Source organism: Sphaerisporangium sp. TRM90804, from assembly GCF_029846175.1.
In the GTDB taxonomy this organism is placed as follows: Bacteria; Actinomycetota; Actinomycetes; order Streptosporangiales; family Streptosporangiaceae; genus Sphaerisporangium.
The window spans coordinates 12,445-30,990 of the sequence record NZ_JARWAC010000005.1 but is presented as its reverse complement, the minus strand read 5'-3'; the positions used below and the strand labels follow the sequence as shown (position 1 = coordinate 30,990).

Annotated in this window: 19 protein-coding genes; 12 read left to right on the top strand and 7 right to left on the bottom strand. The window is 71.2% G+C overall.

Annotated features, from left to right (window positions below; all coding sequences use genetic code 11):
* Positions 1-11 precede the first annotated feature (11 nt).
* From PYR91_RS06120 to PYR91_RS06110, 3 genes are read left to right on the top strand one after another with little or no spacing between them, the layout of a single operon-like run.
* Positions 12-1,115 carry a hypothetical protein gene (locus tag PYR91_RS06120; protein WP_279778082.1) on the top strand — a complete coding sequence of 368 codons (1,104 nt, stop codon included), beginning with the start codon at positions 12-14 and terminating at the stop codon, positions 1,113-1,115.
* A gap of 51 nt (positions 1,116-1,166) precedes the next feature.
* Positions 1,167-1,829 (top strand): hypothetical protein, encoded by a 663-nt coding sequence (locus PYR91_RS06115; RefSeq protein ID WP_279778081.1) that lies wholly within the window; start codon positions 1,167-1,169, stop codon positions 1,827-1,829.
* Positions 1,826-2,827, top strand: coding sequence for a carbohydrate kinase family protein (locus PYR91_RS06110; protein ID WP_279778079.1), 1,002 nt, complete (start codon positions 1,826-1,828; stop codon positions 2,825-2,827). The genes PYR91_RS06115 and PYR91_RS06110 overlap by 4 nt, the downstream gene beginning before the upstream one ends.
* Before the next feature lie 9 nt (positions 2,828-2,836).
* Here the strand turns inward: PYR91_RS06110 and PYR91_RS06105 are convergent, their stop codons facing one another.
* Both PYR91_RS06105 and PYR91_RS06100 read right to left on the bottom strand, forming a co-directional pair.
* Positions 2,837-3,247 (bottom strand): hypothetical protein, encoded by a 411-nt coding sequence (locus PYR91_RS06105; protein WP_279778077.1) that lies wholly within the window; start codon positions 3,245-3,247, stop codon positions 2,837-2,839.
* The gene (locus tag PYR91_RS06100) at positions 3,228-4,769 is read right to left on the bottom strand and encodes a tetratricopeptide repeat protein (protein WP_279778074.1); all 1,542 of its coding nucleotides are present in this window, start codon (positions 4,767-4,769) and stop codon (positions 3,228-3,230) included. The genes PYR91_RS06105 and PYR91_RS06100 overlap by 20 nt, the downstream gene beginning before the upstream one ends.
* 593 nt (positions 4,770-5,362) lie before the next feature.
* On the opposite strand from PYR91_RS06100, the gene PYR91_RS06095 reads away from it, so the two are divergent.
* A complete protein-coding gene (locus PYR91_RS06095) occupies positions 5,363-6,529 on the top strand; it encodes a hypothetical protein (protein ID WP_279778073.1) in 1,167 nt (388 codons plus the stop codon).
* A gap of 45 nt (positions 6,530-6,574) precedes the next feature.
* Entirely contained in the window at positions 6,575-7,447 is an 873-nt protein-coding gene (locus PYR91_RS06090) for a GDSL-type esterase/lipase family protein (protein ID WP_279778071.1), read from the top strand.
* Between the two features lie 55 nt (positions 7,448-7,502).
* Here PYR91_RS06090 and PYR91_RS06085 read toward each other — a convergent pair whose 3' ends face one another.
* The gene (locus tag PYR91_RS06085) at positions 7,503-8,279 is read right to left on the bottom strand and encodes an SDR family oxidoreductase (RefSeq protein ID WP_279778070.1); all 777 of its coding nucleotides are present in this window, start codon (positions 8,277-8,279) and stop codon (positions 7,503-7,505) included.
* A gap of 192 nt (positions 8,280-8,471) precedes the next feature.
* Here PYR91_RS06085 and PYR91_RS06080 point away from each other — a divergent pair, with 192 nt between their 5' ends.
* Positions 8,472-9,344, top strand: coding sequence for a helix-turn-helix transcriptional regulator (locus PYR91_RS06080; RefSeq protein WP_279778069.1), 873 nt, complete (start codon positions 8,472-8,474; stop codon positions 9,342-9,344).
* 258 nt (positions 9,345-9,602) lie between these two features.
* Positions 9,603-11,048 (top strand): ABC transporter substrate-binding protein, encoded by a 1,446-nt coding sequence (locus PYR91_RS06075; RefSeq protein WP_279778068.1) that lies wholly within the window; start codon positions 9,603-9,605, stop codon positions 11,046-11,048.
* On the opposite strand, the gene PYR91_RS06070 is transcribed toward PYR91_RS06075, so the two are convergent.
* Positions 11,049-11,972 carry an alpha/beta fold hydrolase gene (locus tag PYR91_RS06070; protein ID WP_279778066.1) on the bottom strand — a complete coding sequence of 308 codons (924 nt, stop codon included), beginning with the start codon at positions 11,970-11,972 and terminating at the stop codon, positions 11,049-11,051.
* A gap of 54 nt (positions 11,973-12,026) precedes the next feature.
* Here PYR91_RS06070 and PYR91_RS06065 point away from each other — a divergent pair, with 54 nt between their 5' ends.
* On the top strand, positions 12,027-12,614 hold the full coding sequence (locus PYR91_RS06065; protein ID WP_279778064.1) for a TetR family transcriptional regulator: 588 nt from the start codon (positions 12,027-12,029) through the stop codon (positions 12,612-12,614).
* Here the strand turns inward: PYR91_RS06065 and PYR91_RS06060 are convergent.
* Entirely contained in the window at positions 12,596-13,255 is a 660-nt protein-coding gene (locus PYR91_RS06060; RefSeq protein ID WP_279778062.1) for a Crp/Fnr family transcriptional regulator, read from the bottom strand. The genes PYR91_RS06065 and PYR91_RS06060 overlap by 19 nt on opposite strands.
* Positions 13,256-13,327: 72 nt before the next feature.
* Here PYR91_RS06060 and PYR91_RS06055 point away from each other — a divergent pair, with 72 nt between their 5' ends.
* Positions 13,328-13,594 carry a YciI family protein gene (locus PYR91_RS06055; RefSeq protein WP_279778061.1) on the top strand — a complete coding sequence of 89 codons (267 nt, stop codon included), beginning with the start codon at positions 13,328-13,330 and terminating at the stop codon, positions 13,592-13,594.
* 89 nt (positions 13,595-13,683) lie between these two features.
* The gene (locus PYR91_RS06050; RefSeq protein ID WP_279778058.1) at positions 13,684-14,517 is read left to right on the top strand and encodes an NAD(P)-dependent oxidoreductase; all 834 of its coding nucleotides are present in this window, start codon (positions 13,684-13,686) and stop codon (positions 14,515-14,517) included.
* Between the two features lie 66 nt (positions 14,518-14,583).
* Here the strand turns inward: PYR91_RS06050 and PYR91_RS06045 are convergent, their stop codons facing one another.
* Together PYR91_RS06045 and PYR91_RS06040 are read right to left on the bottom strand one after the other, a co-directional pair.
* Positions 14,584-15,411 carry an ABC transporter permease gene (locus PYR91_RS06045; RefSeq protein WP_279778056.1) on the bottom strand — a complete coding sequence of 276 codons (828 nt, stop codon included), beginning with the start codon at positions 15,409-15,411 and terminating at the stop codon, positions 14,584-14,586.
* 82 nt (positions 15,412-15,493) lie between these two features.
* On the bottom strand, positions 15,494-16,525 hold the full coding sequence (locus tag PYR91_RS06040) for an ABC transporter substrate-binding protein (protein WP_279778053.1): 1,032 nt from the start codon (positions 16,523-16,525) through the stop codon (positions 15,494-15,496).
* Positions 16,526-16,770: 245 nt separating this feature from the next.
* On the opposite strand from PYR91_RS06040, the gene PYR91_RS06035 reads away from it, so the two are divergent.
* On the top strand, positions 16,771-17,553 hold the full coding sequence (locus PYR91_RS06035) for an ABC transporter ATP-binding protein (protein WP_279778052.1): 783 nt from the start codon (positions 16,771-16,773) through the stop codon (positions 17,551-17,553).
* A gap of 2 nt (positions 17,554-17,555) precedes the next feature.
* Positions 17,556-18,512 (top strand): TIGR03560 family F420-dependent LLM class oxidoreductase, encoded by a 957-nt coding sequence (locus PYR91_RS06030; RefSeq protein ID WP_279778268.1) that lies wholly within the window; start codon positions 17,556-17,558, stop codon positions 18,510-18,512.
* The last annotated feature ends 34 nt before the right edge of the window (positions 18,513-18,546 follow it).

Sequence of the window (18,546 nt, the reverse complement as noted above, 5' to 3'; positions counted from 1 at the left end):
TAATCTTCACAATGGCACCGGATGTATTCAACAACGGCGTGGCCGAGTTCATCGACGGGCTCAAGGCGATACGCATCCCCTGGCGGCAGGCGACGCAGGAGCGGTTCGCCCTCGCCGTCGCGGCCAGTCTTGGAGCGATCCACGAGATCCACGCGCCGCTCATCGTCATGCCGCACGGCGCGGGCTTCGGGAAGCTGGTGAGGGGACGCCGGGGCGTTCGCGCCGTCGGCGGTTCGGTGGCCTACGGCCTCGACGCCCAGCGGCTGGTGTACGACGGTGAGGTCGTCCCGGCGGCGATCGCGCTCTCGCACGATCACGACCTCGGCCGGCTCGGCCGGGCGTGCCCCGAGGCGGTGCCCGCGGCGGCCGTGGTCGGCGACCCCTCGTACGACCGTCTGGTGGCGAGCCTGGCGCATCGTGCCGCCTACCGCAGGGCGCTGGAGGTGGGGGCGGACCAGACCCTCGTCGTGGTCACCTCGACGTGGGGGCCGCGGTCCCTGTTCGGACGGGCGGCCGCCGACCTGCTGCCCCGCTTGCTGGACGAACTTCCCCGGCGTCACTTCCGCGTCGTGATGCTCCTCCATCCGAACATCTGGTTCGCGCACGGGGTCTGGCAGGTGCGAACGTGGCTCGCCGACTGTCTGCGGCGAGGGCTCGGACTGGTGCCGCCCGAGGCGGACTGGCGGGCGGTGCTCGCGGCCGCCGACCTGATCATCGGCGACCACGGGTCGGCGACCCTGTACGGAACCGTCACCGGGGCCCCCGTCGTGCTCGCGAGCTACTCCGAAGGAGAGGTCGATCCGGCCTCCCCGCAGAGCGTGCTCGCCGCCGTCGCGCCCCGGCTGTCCCCGGACGTGTCACTGCGCGAGCAGGTGGCCATGCTGCGGTCAGAGAGGCCGGGGGACCGATACAGCGGCGTGGCCGAACGCATCACCTCGGCGCCGGGGCGCTTCGACCGCAACATGCGCGGGCTCATGTACCGGCTGCTGCGCCTCAGACAGCCCGCGGCCATCACCGCGACCCCGCCGGCGGCGGCGCCGTTCCTCCTGGACCGATGGGCCGCCCATCAGGCTCCGCACCGGTGGGCGCGCACGCCCGACGGCTTCCCGTACTGACCGGGCTCTACGCCACGAGACCCTGCTGTTCGACAGCGGACGGAGACGGATGTGTTCGAGAGGCTTGTCGGCGTCCACGTGTTGCGGCTTGGGGACGTCCTGAACATGAGCCGCGTGGGCTCCACCGCGCGGACGGCGTCCAAGGTGCCCGCCCTCGCGATCCTGGTGCTCCCACGGGAGGTACCCCCGCACGAACCGCACCTGGTGCTGCTCACAGGCGCGAGCAACCTGTGCGCCATACCACCCGGAACGCTGGTCGCGGAGGGGTCGCACGTCGTCGTCCATCTCGACGACGGCCTGAAGGAGGCGTGGCCGGAGGCCGCGGACGTCGTGGTGGGGGCGGCACGGCGCCCGTACCCCTTCCCGGCCCACAGGGTGACGCGCATTCTGGACCGTTATCCCGGATGCGAGGTGGCGACCAGCAGGCGACGGCGGGGTTGCCTGGCGGGTCTCCGTGACGGCCGGTTGGCCAAGGTCACCGAGGTGGGTGAACCCCTCGCCGGCACGTCACCGGGACCGGCCGTCTACGGCTCCTTCCTGTACGGCTGGCTGGTCGCCGGCCTGCCGCTGGGCTGCCTCACCACGGCGTCGGTGGTGCACGGCCGCTACGCCGGCCCCGCGGCGGGCGGCGCCGGGTCGCTGGAGGTCACCGGGCGGGCGCAGATCACGGTGGCCGAGTCCATGCTCAGAGGCGCGCGAAGGAGTGCCCCGTGACGTCGGCGAGCCCGCGGGCGGGCCGCGAAGAAGCGGCGAACGGACCGAGGATCGTCGTCGCCGGCGCCGTCAGCTTCTACGTGTCGGTGGGCGTACCAGACTTCCCCTTGCGCTACACCTCCAAGTGCACCCCTCGCTGGATGGCCGCGCAGGTCTCCGGGTCGGCGGGGCACATCTCGCACGTGCTGCGCACCCTGGGGGCCGACGTGCGCCTGTGCACCGTGGTCGGGCGTGACCCGCTCGGGGCGCACATCCGTTCGGAGCTGGACCACGGCGGCCTGCTGGGACCCGGTGTGGTCGACGGCGGCGGGTCGTCCATGGGAGTGGCGCTGGTCGCCCCGGACGGGAGCCGGCTGGGCCTGCCTCACCTGGAGCCCGTCAACGGAGTCACCTACCCCTTCGAGACGCTGCGCGCGGCGGCCCGCGACGCCGACCTGCTGGTGCTGACGAACGCCAAGTTCGTCCGTCCGCTCGTCGCGCCGGCCGCCCGGCTCGGCGTCCCCGTAGCGGTGGACGTCCACCTCATCGCCGACCTGGCCGACCCGTACAACCTGCCGTGGCTGCTGGCGGCCGACGTCGTCTTCTGCAGCCACGAAGCCCTGCCCTGCCCACCGGATGCGTGGGTGGCGCGGATCCTCGACCGCTACCCGCGATGCCGGCTGGTCTGCGTGGGGCTGGGAGCGCGGGGGGCGCTGCTCGGCACGCGTGAGGGCGCGCTGCTCCGAGCGGAGGCGGTGGCGCCGCGCGGCGTGGTCAACACCACGGGCGCGGGTGACGCGCTGTTCGCGACGTTTCTTCACGTGTGGTCGCGGACGGGGGACGTCGAACGCGCGCTGCGGATGGCCGTGCTGCACGCCGGCTGGAAGGTTGGACATCGTCAGCCGGTGACGGCGTCTCTGACCGGTCCCCAACTGGCCGGCCTCGCGAACGCGTGCACGCCCGCCGTCGTCACCGGGCACCGGGACGACGGCCGCCGGCCTGATGGAGCGGACGGGTGACGGACGCGTCTACCCCGTCGTGCGGTTCCCGCCCGTCAGCCGCGCCGCGACCGCTCGCGCCTCGTCCTGGTATCCGCGGGCGTCGTCCCTCCTGCCGTCCGACAGTGCGAGCTCCGCCAGGGCCCGGAGGGCGAGCACCTCGCCGGTGGCGGAGCCGATCTCCCGCATGATGCGCAGCCCCCGGGTCAGTAGATCGGAGGCGAGCGCGCTGTTCCCGGCTCGCGCACGGCCGAGGTGGATGAGCACCCGCGCCTGGTTGTTCGGGTCCGGTTCCCCCGACAGCAGGCTCCATGCCTCCGTCAGACGTGACGCGGCCTCCTCGTCGTCCCCCTTCTCGAGCAGGGCCTCGCCGAGGTCGATCAGCGTACGGCCGGCCCTGCGGGTCTCGCCCTCGGCGCGGTTAACCGTCCAGCGCCTCACCGAACAGCGTGATCGCCCTGTCCAGACGGCCGAGGTCCTTCTCCACCAGACCCAGGCGCCGCAGCGTCCCGGCGACCCGCTGCCGGTCGCCTGCCCGGCGCCAGAGCAGCAGCGCCTGCCGGAAGTCGTTCGCCGCCTCCTCCAACCGGCCGAGCGAGAGCAGGGCCAATCCCGTGCGGTTCAGCATCTTGGCCTCCGCCGTGGGATCGGAGCACGCCCGGGCCGCCGCGAGCCCGAGCCGGTCCACCTCCAGCCGTTCGGCGTGGTGGCCGCGGTAGAGGAACAGCGGCCACAGGGCGTCGACGAGCTCAACGGCCGTGCGGAACCATCCCCGGTCGAAGGCGGTCCGCGCGGCCGCCCGCACGTTGCCGAACTCGTGCTCCAGCCAGTCGAGAGCCTGCGTCGGACGGGCGAACACGAGAGGTTCGGCGGGTGGATGCTCCAGCTCGGGCGCCGGGAGGCGTCGGTACGGGAGTATCACGCGGCTCGCGGCGAACGAGGTGTGCGTGTACAGGTCGAGGGCCCGTCGCAGGGCCTGGTCGCGGGTCGCCGGGGCCTCGTCGTGCTCGGCCATGTCACGTGCGTGGAGCAGGGTCAGGTCGTGGAACCGGTAGCGTCCGCCGGGAGCGTCGTCCAGGAGGTTGGCGTCCACCAGTACGTCCAGGAGCCGCTGGGCACCCGCGCGCGGAAGATCGATCACGGCGACGGCCACCCGGATGTCGAACGTGGTCCCCGGCGAGAGTGCCAGCAGCCGGTAGGCGCGAGCCTCCGTCGCGGAGAGGGCGCGGTACGAGAGGGTCAGGGCCGCGCGCATCGTCACCTCCTCCTCCACGCACAGGGCGTTGAGGCGCTGTCGCTCGTTACGGAGGGCGTCGACCATCTCGGCCAGGTCCCAGCCCGGCCGGGTGGCGAGACGGGCGGCGGCCACGCACAGCGCCAGCGGGAACCCCGAGCACAGCTCGACGAGCTCGCCCGCGGCGTCCCGCTCCCTGTCGATCCGCGCGTCGCCGAGGGTTCGCCTGAGGAGATCCATGGCTCCCTCGCGGGTGAGCCGTTCGAGCTGCACGCCTTGGGCGCCACGCATGAACAGCCCGGCCAGACGCCAGCGGCTGGTCACGATGGCCACGCTGCCGGCTGAGGCGGGCAGCAGCGGGCTGACCTGGGCCGCGGAGAGCGCGTCGTCCAGGACGATCACCACGCGGCGCTCGCTGACGATGGATCGGTAGAGCGCCGCGCGCTCCGCCAGGCTCGCGGGAACGTGCTCGGGGGAGATGCCGAACGATCTGACGAACTGGCCCAGTACCTCTGCCGACTCCACGGGATCACCCGCCGCGTGTCCGCGGAGGTCGGCGTAAAGGTGGCCGTCGGGAAACGCGTGGCGTTCACGGTGCGCCCAGTGCAGGGCAAGCGCCGTCTTGCCGATGCCGGCGGGTCCGCTCACCACGACGACCTTGGCCACACCCGATCCGCGGTCGTCGGAGTGCACGGAGTCGAGAAGAGCCAGTTCCTCGTCGCGTTCCACCAGGATGCCGGCCGGGGGAAGCTGGGACGGTCTGGGAAGTGATCCCGACTGGTGTACGTGGATTCCGCCTTGAATGTCTCGTGCCTGTACGACGGGGCCCAGAACCGACCCGCTCAAGTCGTTGACGTGCCCTTCGGAGGCGCCGTCGTCACCGGGATCGTCGCTCATCACTCTGCGCGCATCGTCGGGGCCGGGAAGCCGGTGAGACCGCTCTGGAGGAGTGGATGGCCTTCTCCCTCTCAGACCTGAAACGGACTTCCATGCTTGCTCGTGCTGTAACACCCCGTCAAGGACGGCCGCACGATTAGCGGTGAGAAGTAGTAAATTGGGCAATTTATAAGGTAATCGGTGGCGCGCAAATATGTGCTGCATGTTATCCCCATTAGGCGTTCGGGCTTAACGCTGAGCACAGGACGTTTCAGCGGGGTCCTCTTGACCGAAACGGTGAAGTTCGTAACGCCGCACCGGTAAATGCGTATTGCAGGTGTATGGATGAACGCGTATGCCGCGCCGGACCGTCGCGTTTCTCTTTCTCGCGGGCCGGATGGCGCTTCTTCATACGACGACCGGGCGGTCGGTGGGCGCGGGCCGCGGTGGCCGTGGGGACGGCCGGGGTGGCCGTGCTCGCGGGGCTGGTGGTGCCGGTGGCCGTGCCGGAGGTGGCGGCGACCAGTGCCGCCGCGGTCGACCAGCGGCTGCTGTACACGACCGTCGCCGGCACCGGGGACGTGGCGCTCATCGACGCCGACACCCGTGACAAGGTCGCCAACATCGGCGGCTTCCCGAGCGCGGTGGCGATCATCCCCGACAACACCCGCGCCTACGTCCCCGACAACAAGGGCGACGCGGTGTCGGCGATCGACACCGCCGCCAGGCGGGTCATCCGGCGCTTCCCGGTCGGCACCGCGCCCGAGGGCGTCACGGCCTCGCTCAGCACGCCGAGGGTCTATGTGGCGAACAGCAAGTCCAGCAGCGTGTCGGTGATCGACACCTCCAGCAACGCCGTCGTGAAGACGATCGGCGTCGCGTCGAGCCCCACCCGGCTGGCGCTCACCCCCGACGACAGCCGCCTCTACGTGGCCAGCGGCGACTCCGGCAAGGTGTCGGTGATCGACACCGACACCGAGACCAACGTCAAGACCATCAGTGTCGGGGGCCGGCCATCGAACGTGTCGATCAGCCCGAACGGGGCCTACGCCTACGTCACCAAGGCGGACGACGACGAGCTGGCGGTGATCAACACCGCGACCGGCGAGGTCGTCAACGAGATCAACGTCGGTGACTTCCCCAAGGGCTCGGCGGTCAGCTCGAACGGCAGGTACGTCTACGTCACCTACGCCGACGGGAACAGCGTCTCGGTCGTCGACACCGCCACCGATCGGTCCATCGCCACGATCCCGGTCGGCGCCGGGCCGTCGAGCGCCCTGATGACCTGGTCGGGCACGCTCTACGTCACCAGCCAGCGGGCCGGCACCATGAGCGTGATCGACAGCGCGGCCAACCGAGTGATCGCGACCAAGGCCCTGGGCACCCGGCCCACCGGTGTGGCGATGCCCACCTACGAGAAGCCCACGGCCATCGTGACCATGGGCGACAGCTACATCTCCGGGGAGGCCGGCCGCTGGCTGGGCAACGCCGTGCCGCTGAATCTGGGAGGCGACCGCTGGGGCACCGACCGAGCCGCGTACAACTGCAACGCCGGCGGCTCCAACTGCAACTACGACGGCCAGCGCATCTACGGGGCCACTTTCCGCAACTAGTGGGACCGCTCGGACTCCGCCGAGGTCCAGAACGCGCCCGTCAACGTGCAGACGCGGATCAACATCGCGTGCTCCGGCGCCAGGACCATCAACGTGGTCAGCGCGGCGGCCCACGGCGAGCCGTACCTGGGTGAGCCGCCGCAGATGGACCAGCTCGCCGGCTTCGCCCGGCGCAACACGATCAAGATGGTCGTGCTGTCGATCGGCGGCAACGACCTCGGCTTCGGCCGCGTGCTGGGGGCGTGCGTGCGGCTGTACATGTTCCATCCCCTGCGCGACCCGTGCAACCAGGAGCAGGACCCGGTCATCCGCCAAGGCGTCATCAACACCGAACCGCTGATCCGCCTCGCCATCCAGCAGATCCGCCTCACCCTGACCATGGCCGGTTACCCCGCCGACTCCTACCGCATCGTCGTGCAGTCCTACCCCTCCCCGGTGACCACGGCGGCCAACAACCGCTACACGCAGGACAACCGGGGCGGCCGCAACGTTCACGGCGGCTGCCCGATGTTCGACGCCGACTTCGACTGGGCCCGCAACGACGTCGTCCCGAGCATCGCCAACATGATCCGCGGGGCCGCGCGCGCCGAGAACGTGGAGTCCCTGGACCTGCGTGATCTGATGAACGGCCACGAGGTGTGCGCCAAGGGCGTCGGACACTCCTCCAGGTTCAACTCCCTGACCAACCCCCTGGACCCCGCGCTCAGCGAGTGGTCCCGCTTCCTGGTGCTGATGGAGAGCCAAGGCACGTCCCAGGAGTCGATGCACCCCAACTACTACGGGCAGCTCGCCCTCGGCGCCTGCCTGGGCAAGGTCGCCGCCGCCGACGGCACCAAGAAGCGCCACGTCTGCACCAACAACGGCGGCCAGCCAGGCGACGTCACCGTGCGCTCCGCCTACTGGCGCGACGACCAGTGAGCTGAACGCGGAGGCCGCCGGGGCGCCCCGCCCGGCGGCCTCCGCGCGACCGTCGTCAGCTGGGCTGGCGGGTGGGCATGATCGTCACCTGCTGCAGGTTCACGCGCGGCGGCAGCGTGGCGATGAACCCCACGGTCTCGGCGATGTCCTGCGGCGTGAGCCACTCCGTGGTCTCCTTGGAGCCCGCCAGCCACTGCAGCGCACCCTCGTCGGTGACGTGGTTCTGCAGCTCGGTGCCGACGATGCCTGGCTCCAGCGCCGACACCCGCACGTCCTTGGCGCCCAGCTCGACACGCAGATGGCGCGAGAGGTGGGTGACGTACGCCTTGGTGCCGCAGTAGACGGCGAAGTTCGGGAAGATGTTCTGCGCTCCGATCGAGGAGGTGTTGATCAGGTCGGCCACGCCACGCTCGGCGGCCGCCTCGACCAACTGCGGGACGAACGCGCCGATGACGTTCATCAGCCCGGTGACGTTGAGGTCGATCTGACGCTGCCACTGATCGACGGCCAGTTCCTCGATCGGGGCGGGCAGCATGACGCCCGCGTTGTTGAACAGCAGGTCGGCGCCGCCCAGCTCGGTCGCCACCCGCTCGGCGGCCGATCGCACCGCCGCGGCGTCGGTCACGTCGACGGCGATCGCCAGGGCGGTGCCGCCGTCCTTCTCGATGCGGGCGACCAGCTCCCGCAGCCGGTCCTCGCGCCTGGCCAGGACGGCGACGCGCGCGCCCAGCCGCGCCAGGTGCTCGGCCGAGGCCTCGCCCATCCCGCTGGAGGCGCCGGTGATGACCGCCACGCGGCCGGTCAGGGGCTTGGCGATGGTTTGTGTGGACATGAGGCATACCTTCCGAAGAGGGGAGCGGGGCGGGGACGGCCGGCGGCCGTCCGCCATGCATCCAGCACACCACCTGTGAGCTACGGCTGGGCGGCTCGGATGGGCCCTGAGCAGGGAGGTTCCGGTAAGGCAGGTACCGGCGGGGCCACCCAACCGGGAGCGCGCCACACCCGGCTGACCGACACTGGGTACATGGACCGTAGTAGCGAGATCGCCGACTTCCTGCGCTCCCGTCGCGCCCGGATCACACCCGACCAGGCGGGGCTCCCCGGCGGCGGCCGTGCCCGGCGGGTGCCCGGCCTGCGCCGCGGCGAGGTCGCCGACCTGGCCGGGGTGAGCACCGAGTACTACACCCGTCTCGAACAGGGCCGCGGGGGAACCCCCTCCCCGGAGGTCCTGGAGGCTCTCGCGCGGGCGCTTCGGCTCGACCTCGCCGAGCGCGAGCACCTCAGCGACCTGCTGGCCCGGCCCGCGTCCGCCCGCCGCACCTCCGCGAGCCCGCAGCGGGTCCGCCCGGGCCTGCACCTCATGCTCCAGACCCTGGAGCACGTCCCCGCCTTCATCCTCGGCCGGCGCACCGACGTGCTGGCCTCCAACCGGCTGGCGCGCGAGGTCCTGACCGACTTCGACGCCCTGCCCGTCCCGAAGCGGAACCTCGCTCGCTACTACCTCCTGGACCCCGAGGCCCGTGAGCGCGTCGGGGACTGGGCGCAGATCGCCGCCGAGACCGTCGCCATGCTCCGTCTCGAAGCGGGCCGCCACCCGCACGACCGGGGGCTCGCCGACCTCGTGGGCGAGCTGACCCTGCGTTGTCCCGAGTTCACCACCTGGTGGAACGACCACCACGTCCTGCGCCGCACCCACGGCACCAAGCACTACCGCCACCCCGTGGCCGGCGACCTGTACTTCGCCTACGAGTCCTTCCAGCCTGCCGGCGACCCCGACCAGTCCCTGTGCGTCTACAACGCCGAACCCGGCTCCGCCACCGCCGAGGCCCTGCGTCTGCTGAGCAGCTGGACCACCCCCGGCCCCCAGGCGCGCACGACGCCCGCCGACGCCCGCTGAGACCGAGGCTCGTCGGCCGCGTCACGGAGTGGGCGCGGTTCCGCCGGTCGCCGGTGAATGATCAGTATTTGCCCTAACGTGATTCCTCCCTATGACGGAGGTAATCGTGTTCGCTTTTTCCCGGGCCCGGGCGGCGGCGGTCTTATCCGTGCTTTCTGTCGGCGCGTTGAGCGGCGGTGTTCCGAGCGCGCACGCCTCGGGATTCGGCGGATCCGCCGGGAAAGCGGCGGCCGGTGACGGTGAGATCGTCATCGCCGCGTGCACTCCGGGGTCGCCATGGAGCCGGGGGAGATCGCCGAGGAATGCGGGGGCGAGGCGGTCGGCGCGATGTTCACGCGGCTCGTCGAGTACGTTCCCGGGACGGCGGCCACGCGGAACGCCGTGGCGTCCTCCATCTCCACCAAGGACAACAAGGTCTTCACGGTACGGCTGAGGAAGGGCTGGCGTTTCCACGACGGCACCGAGGTCAAGGCCCGGAACTTCGTCAAGGCGTGGGACTACTCCGCGAAGAAGGGCCAGCGGGGCGCCGGGTATTTCATCCACATCGCGGGCAGCGGCGAGGTCACCCGGTCGCGTGGGCTGTCGGGCCTCAAGGTGGTCGGCGACCACACCTTCACGGTCACCCTGAATAAGCCGTACGGCGGCTTCGTGAGCCAGCTCGGCGGGCTGGCGTTCGCGCCGCTGCCCGACTCCTTCTTCACGAACCGTGCCGGCTACCGGAAGAGGCCGGTGGGCAACGGGCCGTACCGCTTCGTCTCGCGGTCGGCCGGAGGGGAGATCACCGTCCAGCGGTTCGACCGTTACGGCGGCAAGGTGAAGCCGAACGTGCGAAAGGTCGTCTACCGGCCCTTCCCCGACTGGGACGACGCCTACGACGCGCTCGTTCAGGGGAAGGTCGACTTCGTGCCCGAGGTGGCGAGCACGACGGGCCTCGGCGGCCGGGTGCTGAACAGGCCGTACCCGGGCATTCACCTGCTCAACTTCCCCATGGGCGATCCCAAGACGGCGGGCAACGCCGACTTCCGCAAGGCGCTCTCGATGGCCATTCCCCGTGACGACGTGGCCGAGGAGCTCGGGGCCACCCGCGTTGCGGCCGACTCCTTCATACCGCCGCCCACGCCGGGGGCGGGGAGGGCCACCTGCGGCCGGTTCTGCCGGTACGACCCGGCCGGCGCGCGGGCCGCGCTCGCCAAGGCGCGAGCCGCCGGATTCAAGCCGCCCAAGGAGTTCGCGCTCTACTACAACGCGGACGGCATGCACGAGGAGTGGGTCGAGAAGGTCGTGGACGCCGTCGGCAAGACGCTGAACGGCCAGGTGAAGGTCGTCGCCAAGCCGAAGGCCACGTTCGCCGACCTGCTCGACCTCACCGCCACCGGCAAGCCCAAGGGGATGTTCCGCTGGGCGTGGGTCCTCGACAGCCTCCACATGGCCGATGTGCTGGCGACCTACCGGAGCGGTTCCCCCTGGAACCACGGGAGGTACCGCAGCAGGAGCTACGACGCGCTGCTCGACGCCGCCGACCGCACGCCGTCGAGAACCAAGGCGGCCTCCCTCTACCGCGCCGCCGAGAAGGTGCTGGTTCGCGACATGCCGGCCATTCCCCTGTTCTTCGACCGCAGCATCGCCGGCTACTCGGAGAACGTCTCCAACGTCACCCTCACCCCCCTCGGAACCCTCGACCTCCTCTCCGTGAAGACGTCGTGATCACCACGTCGCCTCCACCTTGTTCAGGAAGGCGTCGACGGTGCCGGCGATGCGGTCGGGGAACTCGCCGTTGACGGCGTGCGACGCCTCCGGCCAGAGTTCGACGGTGCCGTGCCGCAGGAGGCGGCGTGCCCGTGCCGCGGCCTTGCCGGGGTCGTGGATGACGCTGCGACCCCCGATGATCACCAGGGTGGGCAGGTCGATGCCGGCGATCTGCTCGTCGGTGGGGTAGCCGGGCCGGGGAAGGTCGGCGGTGAAGTCGCGCATGCCGGAGTCGATCAGCGCGGCGACGGGGTCGTCTTCGGAGGCGTCGGCGCCGGCGGCGATCCAGCTCAGCAGGCGCCGCCGGACGGCCGCGGGCATGGGGAGCACGGCCCCCAGGGAGATGACCACGACCTTCCAGGTGATGGGGCCGAACGTCGCGGCCGGTTCGAGCAGGATGAGCGAGCGGACTCCGGCGGGCCGGTGAACGGCGAGGTTGAGCGCCGACCAGCCGCCGATCGACAGGCCCAGCACGTGAAGCGCCCGCTCGGGCAGCCCGTCGATCAGCGACGCGAGCCAGGACGCCTGGTCGTCGGAGGAGGCCAGCCTGCGGGTCTGCACCGACAGTCCCGGCTCCCCGATGAGATCCGCCGCGTACACCGGGCGGCTCCGCGCCAGACCGGCCAGGTTGGCCTCCCACATGGGCGCGGCCGCCGTGCGACCGGGCAGCAGCAGGACCGGCACCCCGTCGGCGGGCCCGAACCGGTAGACGCGAACGGTGCCGAAGCGGGTCGGCACATCCAGCGTCGCGCTCGGCGCGGGCAGGCCCGCCATCGCGCGGTCGTACGCCCGCCGGTACCTGGCGTAGGCGGAGGCGTCGCGAAAGTGGCCGAGCCTCGCCGCCTTGAATGCGGGCCCGATGTTCGGTGCGATGCCGTCCATGGCGACTCCCTCGTTTATCATACGATCGTATCGTAAAAGTCGGCGGGAGAGACGATGCCCAAACGGGTGGACCACGAGGCACGCCGCGCGGAGATCGCCCGGGCGGCGCTTCGGCTCTGCGTGCGTGAGGGCCTGGCATCGGTGACCATCGGACGCGTCGCGGCGGAGGCCGCGATCTCCAAAGGCCTGGTGCAGCACTATTTCCCCACGAAGGAAGCCCTGTTGCGACTGGCCGCCGCCATGCAGCGGCGCGACATCGAGGCCGCCGTCGCCGCGGCCGTGCGACCCGGCGACCCACCACCTGCGGCACTGCGCCGGATCCTGCTGGCACTGGTCGATCTCGGGACCGAGCAGATCCTGGCGGGCCACGCCTTCCTCGCCTCAGCCGCGGCCAACCCCGAGCTACGCCGGCTCTACCAGGAGGGATCCTCCGCCGCGACCGCCGCCGTCGCACACCTCGTCACCGACGCCCACGGCCCCACCGCCCCCGAGGCCGAAGCACGCATCCTGCTCGGCGTAGCCGGAGCGCTCGCCGACGCGCGCATGCTGGGCGAGATCAGCCGCGATGAGGCCGTCGCGATCCTCGACCTACAGCTGCAACGTCTCGCCGCCGGTTCGCGCGATCAGCCGGGGGTGTCGTAGAGGAGCGCCAGCGCCGGGTGGTCGAGAAGGTGGAGCTCGCCCTGGGTGATCTTGATCAGGCCCCTTCGTTCCAGGGATCTGAGGGCGCGGTTGACGGCGACGCGGGAGGCGCCCAGCTCGGCGGCCAGGCCCGACTGGCCCGCGTGCAGGACGGCCGGGCCGTCGGCGCCGTTGCGTACGAGCCACTTGGCCACGCGGGAGGTGACGTCGAGCAGGACGACGTCGGTGAGGCGCTCGTCCAGGTCGCACACCGTCTCCGCCAGGGTGCGCAGCAGGCGGGCCGCGACGGAGGGCTCCTCGGCGATGAGGTCCAGGATCGTGTGTCGGGGCAGGTAGGCGACGTCGACCGGGGTCAGCGCGGTGAGCGTCGTCCGGTGCGGGGTGCCGGCCAGGAGCGCGGCCTTGTCGAAGGCGACCGGCGGCCCGCAGGCGCGCAGGACGACCTCACGGCCGTCCACGCCGACGCGGGCCGACTTGACCCTCCCGCCGAGCAGGACCACCAGGTGGTCGACGGGGTCACCGGCGGTGCAGAGCACCTGGCCCGCCGGATAGCGACGGTGGCGGGCGCGGGCGGCCAGCGCGTCGAGACGCTCAGCGCTCACGCCGTGCAGCATCGGCAGGTCGGACAGCGAGGACGGCATGTATCCCGTGATACACCTTCGCGGTGTCCGGTGACGCTGACAGCCGCCGGGCGGTTTTCGTAGCGTTCGCGCATGCCGAGATTCGTACTGCACATGACGTTCCGGAACGACGACGCCCGGCTGGCGGTCCGCCCGGCCCACCGCGAGCATCTGCGGGAACTCCAGTCGAAAGGCACGCTGCTCACGGCCGGCCCGTGGGCCGACGACTCGGGCGCGCTGCACGTCTACCAGGCCGACGACGAGGCCGAGGTACGAAGCATCCTCGCCCGCGACCCGTACACCGCCGTCGACGGCTACGAGGTGACCTTCCTGAAGGAATGGACGGTGATCGTCCCCTGACCTGACCCGCGCAACGATCACTACCCTGTTCCTGAACGGTGCCCTCGGCGCGACAGTCTCGCCGCGATCAGCTCACCGCAGGAGGAACGATGGCGAGGATCTGCGTGACAGGAGCGAGCGGCAAGCTGGGGCGGGCAGTCGTGCGCGACCTGCTCGACCACGGCTACGAGGTCGTGGCGACCGACGTCAGGGCGGCGCCCGCGGACCTGGGAGTGGAGGTGCTGCTGGCCGACCTGACCCACTACGGGCAGGCGGTGGAGGTCCTGCACGGTGTCGACGCCGTCGTCCACCTGGCGAACATCCCGGCCCCCGGGATCCGCACCCCGGCCGAGACCCTCAACTCCAACACGGTGATGAACTCGAACGTCTTCCTGGCCGCCGCGGGGCTGGAGATCGACCGCGTGGTCTGGGCCTCCAGCGAGACCACGCTCGGCCTGCCGTTCGACGTGCCCCCGCGTTACGCTCCCCTCGACGAGGGCCACTATCCCTTCCCCACCTCCACGTACGCGCTGTCCAAGGTCGTCACCGAGACCCTGGCCGAGCACGTCTCGCAGTGGTCGGGGATCCCGTTCGTGGCCCTGCGCTTCTCCAACATCCTCGGCCCCGAGGACTACAAGGCCTTCCCCGGCTACTGGGACGACCCGCTCCTTCGCAAGTGGAACCTGTGGGGGTACATCGACACGCGGGACGCCGCCGCGTCCTGCCGGCTCGCCCTGGACGCACCCGTCGAGGGCGCGCGGAGCTTCGTCATCGCCGCCGCCGACACCGTGATGAACCGCCCGTCGGCCGAACTGATGCGGGAGGTCTTCCCCGGGGTGGAGATCAGGCGTGACCTCGGGACGTTCGAGACGCTGCTCGCGATCGACAGCGCCCGCGAGGTCCTCGGCTTCGCCCCGCGGCATTCCTGGCGAGACCACGTGTGACACCGGGCAGGTCCCAAGGCGCGCCGGCGCCCCGCCGTGACCGCCCACGCGTGAGCGGGGCGGCGCTCATCTGGCTGACGTGGTCTCGCGGACCCAGGGCAGGGCCAGGCGTTCGGTGAGGGCCAGGGCGAAGTACAGGACGATGCTCATCACGCCGATGAGGACGATGGCCGCCCAGGCGGTGGCGCTGTCGGCGACGCCGCTGTACTGGACGATCTGGTAGCCGAGGCCGCCTTCGCCGGCCTGGAACTCGCCGATGACCGCGCCGATCGCGGCCAGCGGCATGGCGACCTTCAGGCCGACGAAGATCTGCGGCAGCGCGGCGGGCAGGCGCACCTTGCGGAACGCCTGCCAGCGCGACGCGTCCAGGGACCGGATCAGCTCGGCGAGGTCGGACGGGGTGGTGGTCAGCCCGGTCGCTGTGGAGAGCACGATCGGGAAGAAGCTGAGCAGGACCACCATGGTCAGGATCGGCGTCTGGCCCCAGCCGAGGGAGACGACCAGCAGCGGGCCCAGCGCGATCTTGGGCACCGCGTTGACGGCCACCAGCAGCGGGGAGAACATCCGCTCGACCACCCGCGAGGCGGCCAGCGCGAGGCCGATCAGCACCCCCGCGACCGCGGAGATCAGGAAGCCGGCCACGGTCTCCAGCGTCGTGGCGACCAGCCCGTCGAGCAGCTCCGCGGACCTGGCGTCGAACGCGGCCAGCACGTCCTGCGGGGGCGGCAGCACCGCGGGGTGGACGAGCTGGAAGGCCGAGGTGACGAGCCACCAGCCGGTGACCGCCACGATCAGCCCCAGGACCGGCAGCGCCGCCGTGGCCGCCGTCCCGCCCGCGAGCCCGCGGGGTACGCCGGCGCGCGGCGCGGGGCCGGCCTCGCTCGATTCGGTCATGGCGTGGTCCGCGGTCTCCTCGTCTGGTCTGGCCTGTCCGCGAATCGTCCGGCGGGCGCGTCCCTCCGCACGGGGCGCGCGGTCAGGACTTCGGGGTCAGGCTCGTGTTGACGACCTGATCGGGGGTGAGGCCGGACGGGATCGCGCCGGCGGTGGTCAGCATCTCGATGGTGCGGCCGACCCGCTCGGTGTCGACCGTGCCGGGCGCCGCGCTCGAACCCTCCGGACGGACGAACGCCGCCATCAGCTCGGCCTCGGCGGCCGCCGGTGCCGCAGCCGACGCCGGCACGTTCTTCTGCAGGATCGTCCCGGTCTCCTGGGGGTTCTCGATGCTGTACACGAGGCCCTTGAGCAGGGCGGCGGTGAACCGCTTGACCATGTCGGGCTTCTCGCTCGCGATCTTCGTGGAGGTCACGAGCGCGTTGCCGTACAGGTCGCTCATCACGTCGCTGTACGGCAGCACCACCGCCTTCTTGCCCTTGGCGACCGACTCCACGGTCGGCTTGCCGACGACGAACTGGCCGATGCCGGCCACCGACCCGCCCGCGAGCAGGCCGATCAGGTTCGCCGGGGAGCCGTTGACCCACTTGACCTTGGAGGCGTCGACGCCGGCCATCTTCGCGTAGGTGGGGAACAGGTTGCGCACCACGGAGCTGGGAGTGTCGGCGAGGGTCTTGCCCTCCAGATCCTTGGGGCCGGCGATCTCGCTGCCTTCGAGAGCGATGATCGCGGCCATGGTGTTCTGCTGGATGCCGGCCACCACGGTGACGCCCTTGGCGCCGCCCGCCCCACGGGCCAGCAGAAGGCCGGTGAGGTCGACCGGGGTGAACATCGCCGCGCCGGCCTCGACCTTGGTGATGTTGTCGCCCGTGCCGCCTCCGGGTTTGACGTCCACCTCGAACCCGGCGTCCGCGAAGAAGCCCTTCTCCTTGGCCACCCAGGCGTACGCGTCCCTGCCGAAATTCCCGAACGACGTGAGATAGGTGACTTTCTCAAGCGCCTTTGCGGGAGTCTCGCTAGCTGTGTCCGGATTGTCGGAATTCCCGCAACCGGTCATGGCGACGGTCGTCGCGGCCAGGGTCAGGATGGAGGCCAGACGGGTGAGCTTTCTCATGACACCGTTTCTTTCGACCGGCGGCACCGGACCGACGGAGGGGATGCGAGCCGGGGTCGGGGGTGGGCCCCGCGCGCGAAGATCTTGGTGCAAGCGTACGAGGGAACACGGTTGGGATGCCAGTCATGTCAGCACGCAAAACGGCAGCTAAGCGACTTCGCATGCCAGGGATGCATTTTGCCGGGTAATCCTCGATACTCTGGTCGCGACGTAAACCGCGGTCCGCTGGTTGGGGAGCCTGCCCGATGATCCGACTGACCGGTGTCTCCCGTACCTTCACCGGGCGGTCCGGCACGGTGGAGGCCCTGCGGGGCATCGACCTGGATGTGGCGGAGGGCGAGTTCGTCGCGGTCGTCGGCCGGTCGGGCTGCGGCAAGTCCACTCTGCTGCGGCTCGTCGCCGGCCTGCTGCCCGTCACCGAAGGCGAGATCACCGTCGCGGGGGAGCGGGTGACCAAGGCGCGCCGTGACATCGCGATGCTGTTCCAGCGGCCCGCGCTGCTGCCCTGGCGGTCGGTGCTCGACAACGTGCTGCTGCCGGCCGAGATCTTCGGCGGGCCGCGGGCGGTGTACCGTGAGCGCGCCCGGCGGCTGCTGGACATGGTGGGGCTGGGCGGCTTCGAGAAGCGCCTGCCGCACGAGCTCTCCGGCGGCATGCAGCAGCGGGTAGCCCTCTGCCGGTCGCTCATCGGCGAGCCACGGGTGATGCTGATGGACGAGCCGTTCTCCGCGCTCGACGCGCTCACCCGCGAGGAGCTGTCGGTCGAACTGCAACGCCTGCACATGGAGAACGCGGCCACCATCGTCTTCGTCACCCACTCCATCGACGAGGCGGTGCTGCTGGCCGACCGGGTGGTGGTGCTCAGCCCGCGACCCGGCCGCGTCCGCGAGGTGGTCGCCATAGACATCCCGCGACCCCGCGGCCTGGGCCGCAACGCGCACCTGGAAGAGGTCGCCCGGTCCAGCGCCGACCTGCACGAACTGCTGATGGAGCGGGACATCCCCGCGGCGGCGGAGAAGGGACGGTGAGCATGCGGGTCTGCGTCTTCACCGAGCCTCACCGCGGCGCCACCTACGACGACCAGCTGCGGCTGGCCCGGCTGGCCGAGGACGGCGGTTTCGAGGGCTTCTTCCGCGCGGACCACTACCGGTCGATGTCGCTGGAGTCCGGCGGCGGCCTGCCCGGCCCGACGGACGCCTGGCTGACGCTGGCCGGCCTCGCCAGGGACACCTCGCGCATCCGGCTCGGCACGCTGGTCAGCCCGGTGACCTTCCGGCTGCCCGGGCCGCTGGCCGTGATGGTCGCGCAGGTGGACCAGATGAGCGGCGGCCGGGTCGAGCTGGGCCTCGGCGCCGGCTGGTACGAGCGTGAGCACATCTCGCACGGCATCCCGTTCCCCCGGACCGGTGAGCGCTTCGACCGCCTGGAGGAGCAGCTCGCCGTCATCACCGGCTTCTGGGGCACCCCGGCCGGCGAGGGGTTCAGCTACCAGGGCGACCACTACCGGCTGGTCGACGCGCCCGCCCTGCCCAAGCCGGTGCAGACGCCGGGCCCGCCGATCATCGTCGGCGGCGGCGGGCCGAAGCGCACTCCCGAGCTGGCCGCCCGTTACGCGGACGAGTTCAACATGCCGTTCAAGACGGTGGAGGTGACCGCCGAAGCGTTCGCGCGGGTCGCCGAGGCCGGTGAGCGCGTCGGCCGGGCCGCCGCCGGCCGCCCCCCGCTCGTGCTCTCTGCGGGGATCGTCGTCGCGATCGGGCGCACCGACGCCGAAGCCCGGCGCCGTGCCGCCCCGCTGCACGAGGCGAGCGCCCTCCCCCCGGAGGACCCGGTGGTCGGCTCGCCCGCCCAGCTCGTCCAGCGCATCGGCGAGTTCGCCGAGATAGGCGTGACCCGGGTACACCTACGCCTGACCGAGATGTCAGACCTCGACCACCTGGAGCTGATCGCCACCGAGGTCCTGCCCCACCTGAACGCCGAACACTGACCCGGCTCCGGGCGGCGCTCGCTCCTGCCGCGCG

What these genes read in the sequence shown, in the direction of transcription:
- PYR91_RS06120 (WP_279778082.1), top strand. Translation starts at nt 12, where the DNA reads ATGGCACCGGATGTATTCAACAACGGCGTGGCCGAGTTCATCGACGGG.
- PYR91_RS06085 (WP_279778070.1), bottom strand. Translation starts at nt 8,279, where the DNA reads ATGTCCACACAAACCATCGCCAAGCCCCTGACCGGCCGCGTGGCGGTC.
- PYR91_RS06080 (WP_279778069.1), top strand. Translation starts at nt 8,472, where the DNA reads ATGGACCGTAGTAGCGAGATCGCCGACTTCCTGCGCTCCCGTCGCGCC.
- PYR91_RS06070 (WP_279778066.1), bottom strand. Translation starts at nt 11,972, where the DNA reads ATGGACGGCATCGCACCGAACATCGGGCCCGCATTCAAGGCGGCGAGG.
- PYR91_RS06065 (WP_279778064.1), top strand. Translation starts at nt 12,027, where the DNA reads ATGCCCAAACGGGTGGACCACGAGGCACGCCGCGCGGAGATCGCCCGG.
- PYR91_RS06060 (WP_279778062.1), bottom strand. Translation starts at nt 13,255, where the DNA reads ATGCCGTCCTCGCTGTCCGACCTGCCGATGCTGCACGGCGTGAGCGCT.
- PYR91_RS06055 (WP_279778061.1), top strand. Translation starts at nt 13,328, where the DNA reads ATGCCGAGATTCGTACTGCACATGACGTTCCGGAACGACGACGCCCGG.
- PYR91_RS06050 (WP_279778058.1), top strand. Translation starts at nt 13,684, where the DNA reads ATGGCGAGGATCTGCGTGACAGGAGCGAGCGGCAAGCTGGGGCGGGCA.
- PYR91_RS06045 (WP_279778056.1), bottom strand. Translation starts at nt 15,411, where the DNA reads ATGACCGAATCGAGCGAGGCCGGCCCCGCGCCGCGCGCCGGCGTACCC.
- PYR91_RS06040 (WP_279778053.1), bottom strand. Translation starts at nt 16,525, where the DNA reads ATGAGAAAGCTCACCCGTCTGGCCTCCATCCTGACCCTGGCCGCGACG.
- PYR91_RS06035 (WP_279778052.1), top strand. Translation starts at nt 16,771, where the DNA reads ATGATCCGACTGACCGGTGTCTCCCGTACCTTCACCGGGCGGTCCGGC.
- PYR91_RS06030 (WP_279778268.1), top strand. Translation starts at nt 17,556, where the DNA reads ATGCGGGTCTGCGTCTTCACCGAGCCTCACCGCGGCGCCACCTACGAC.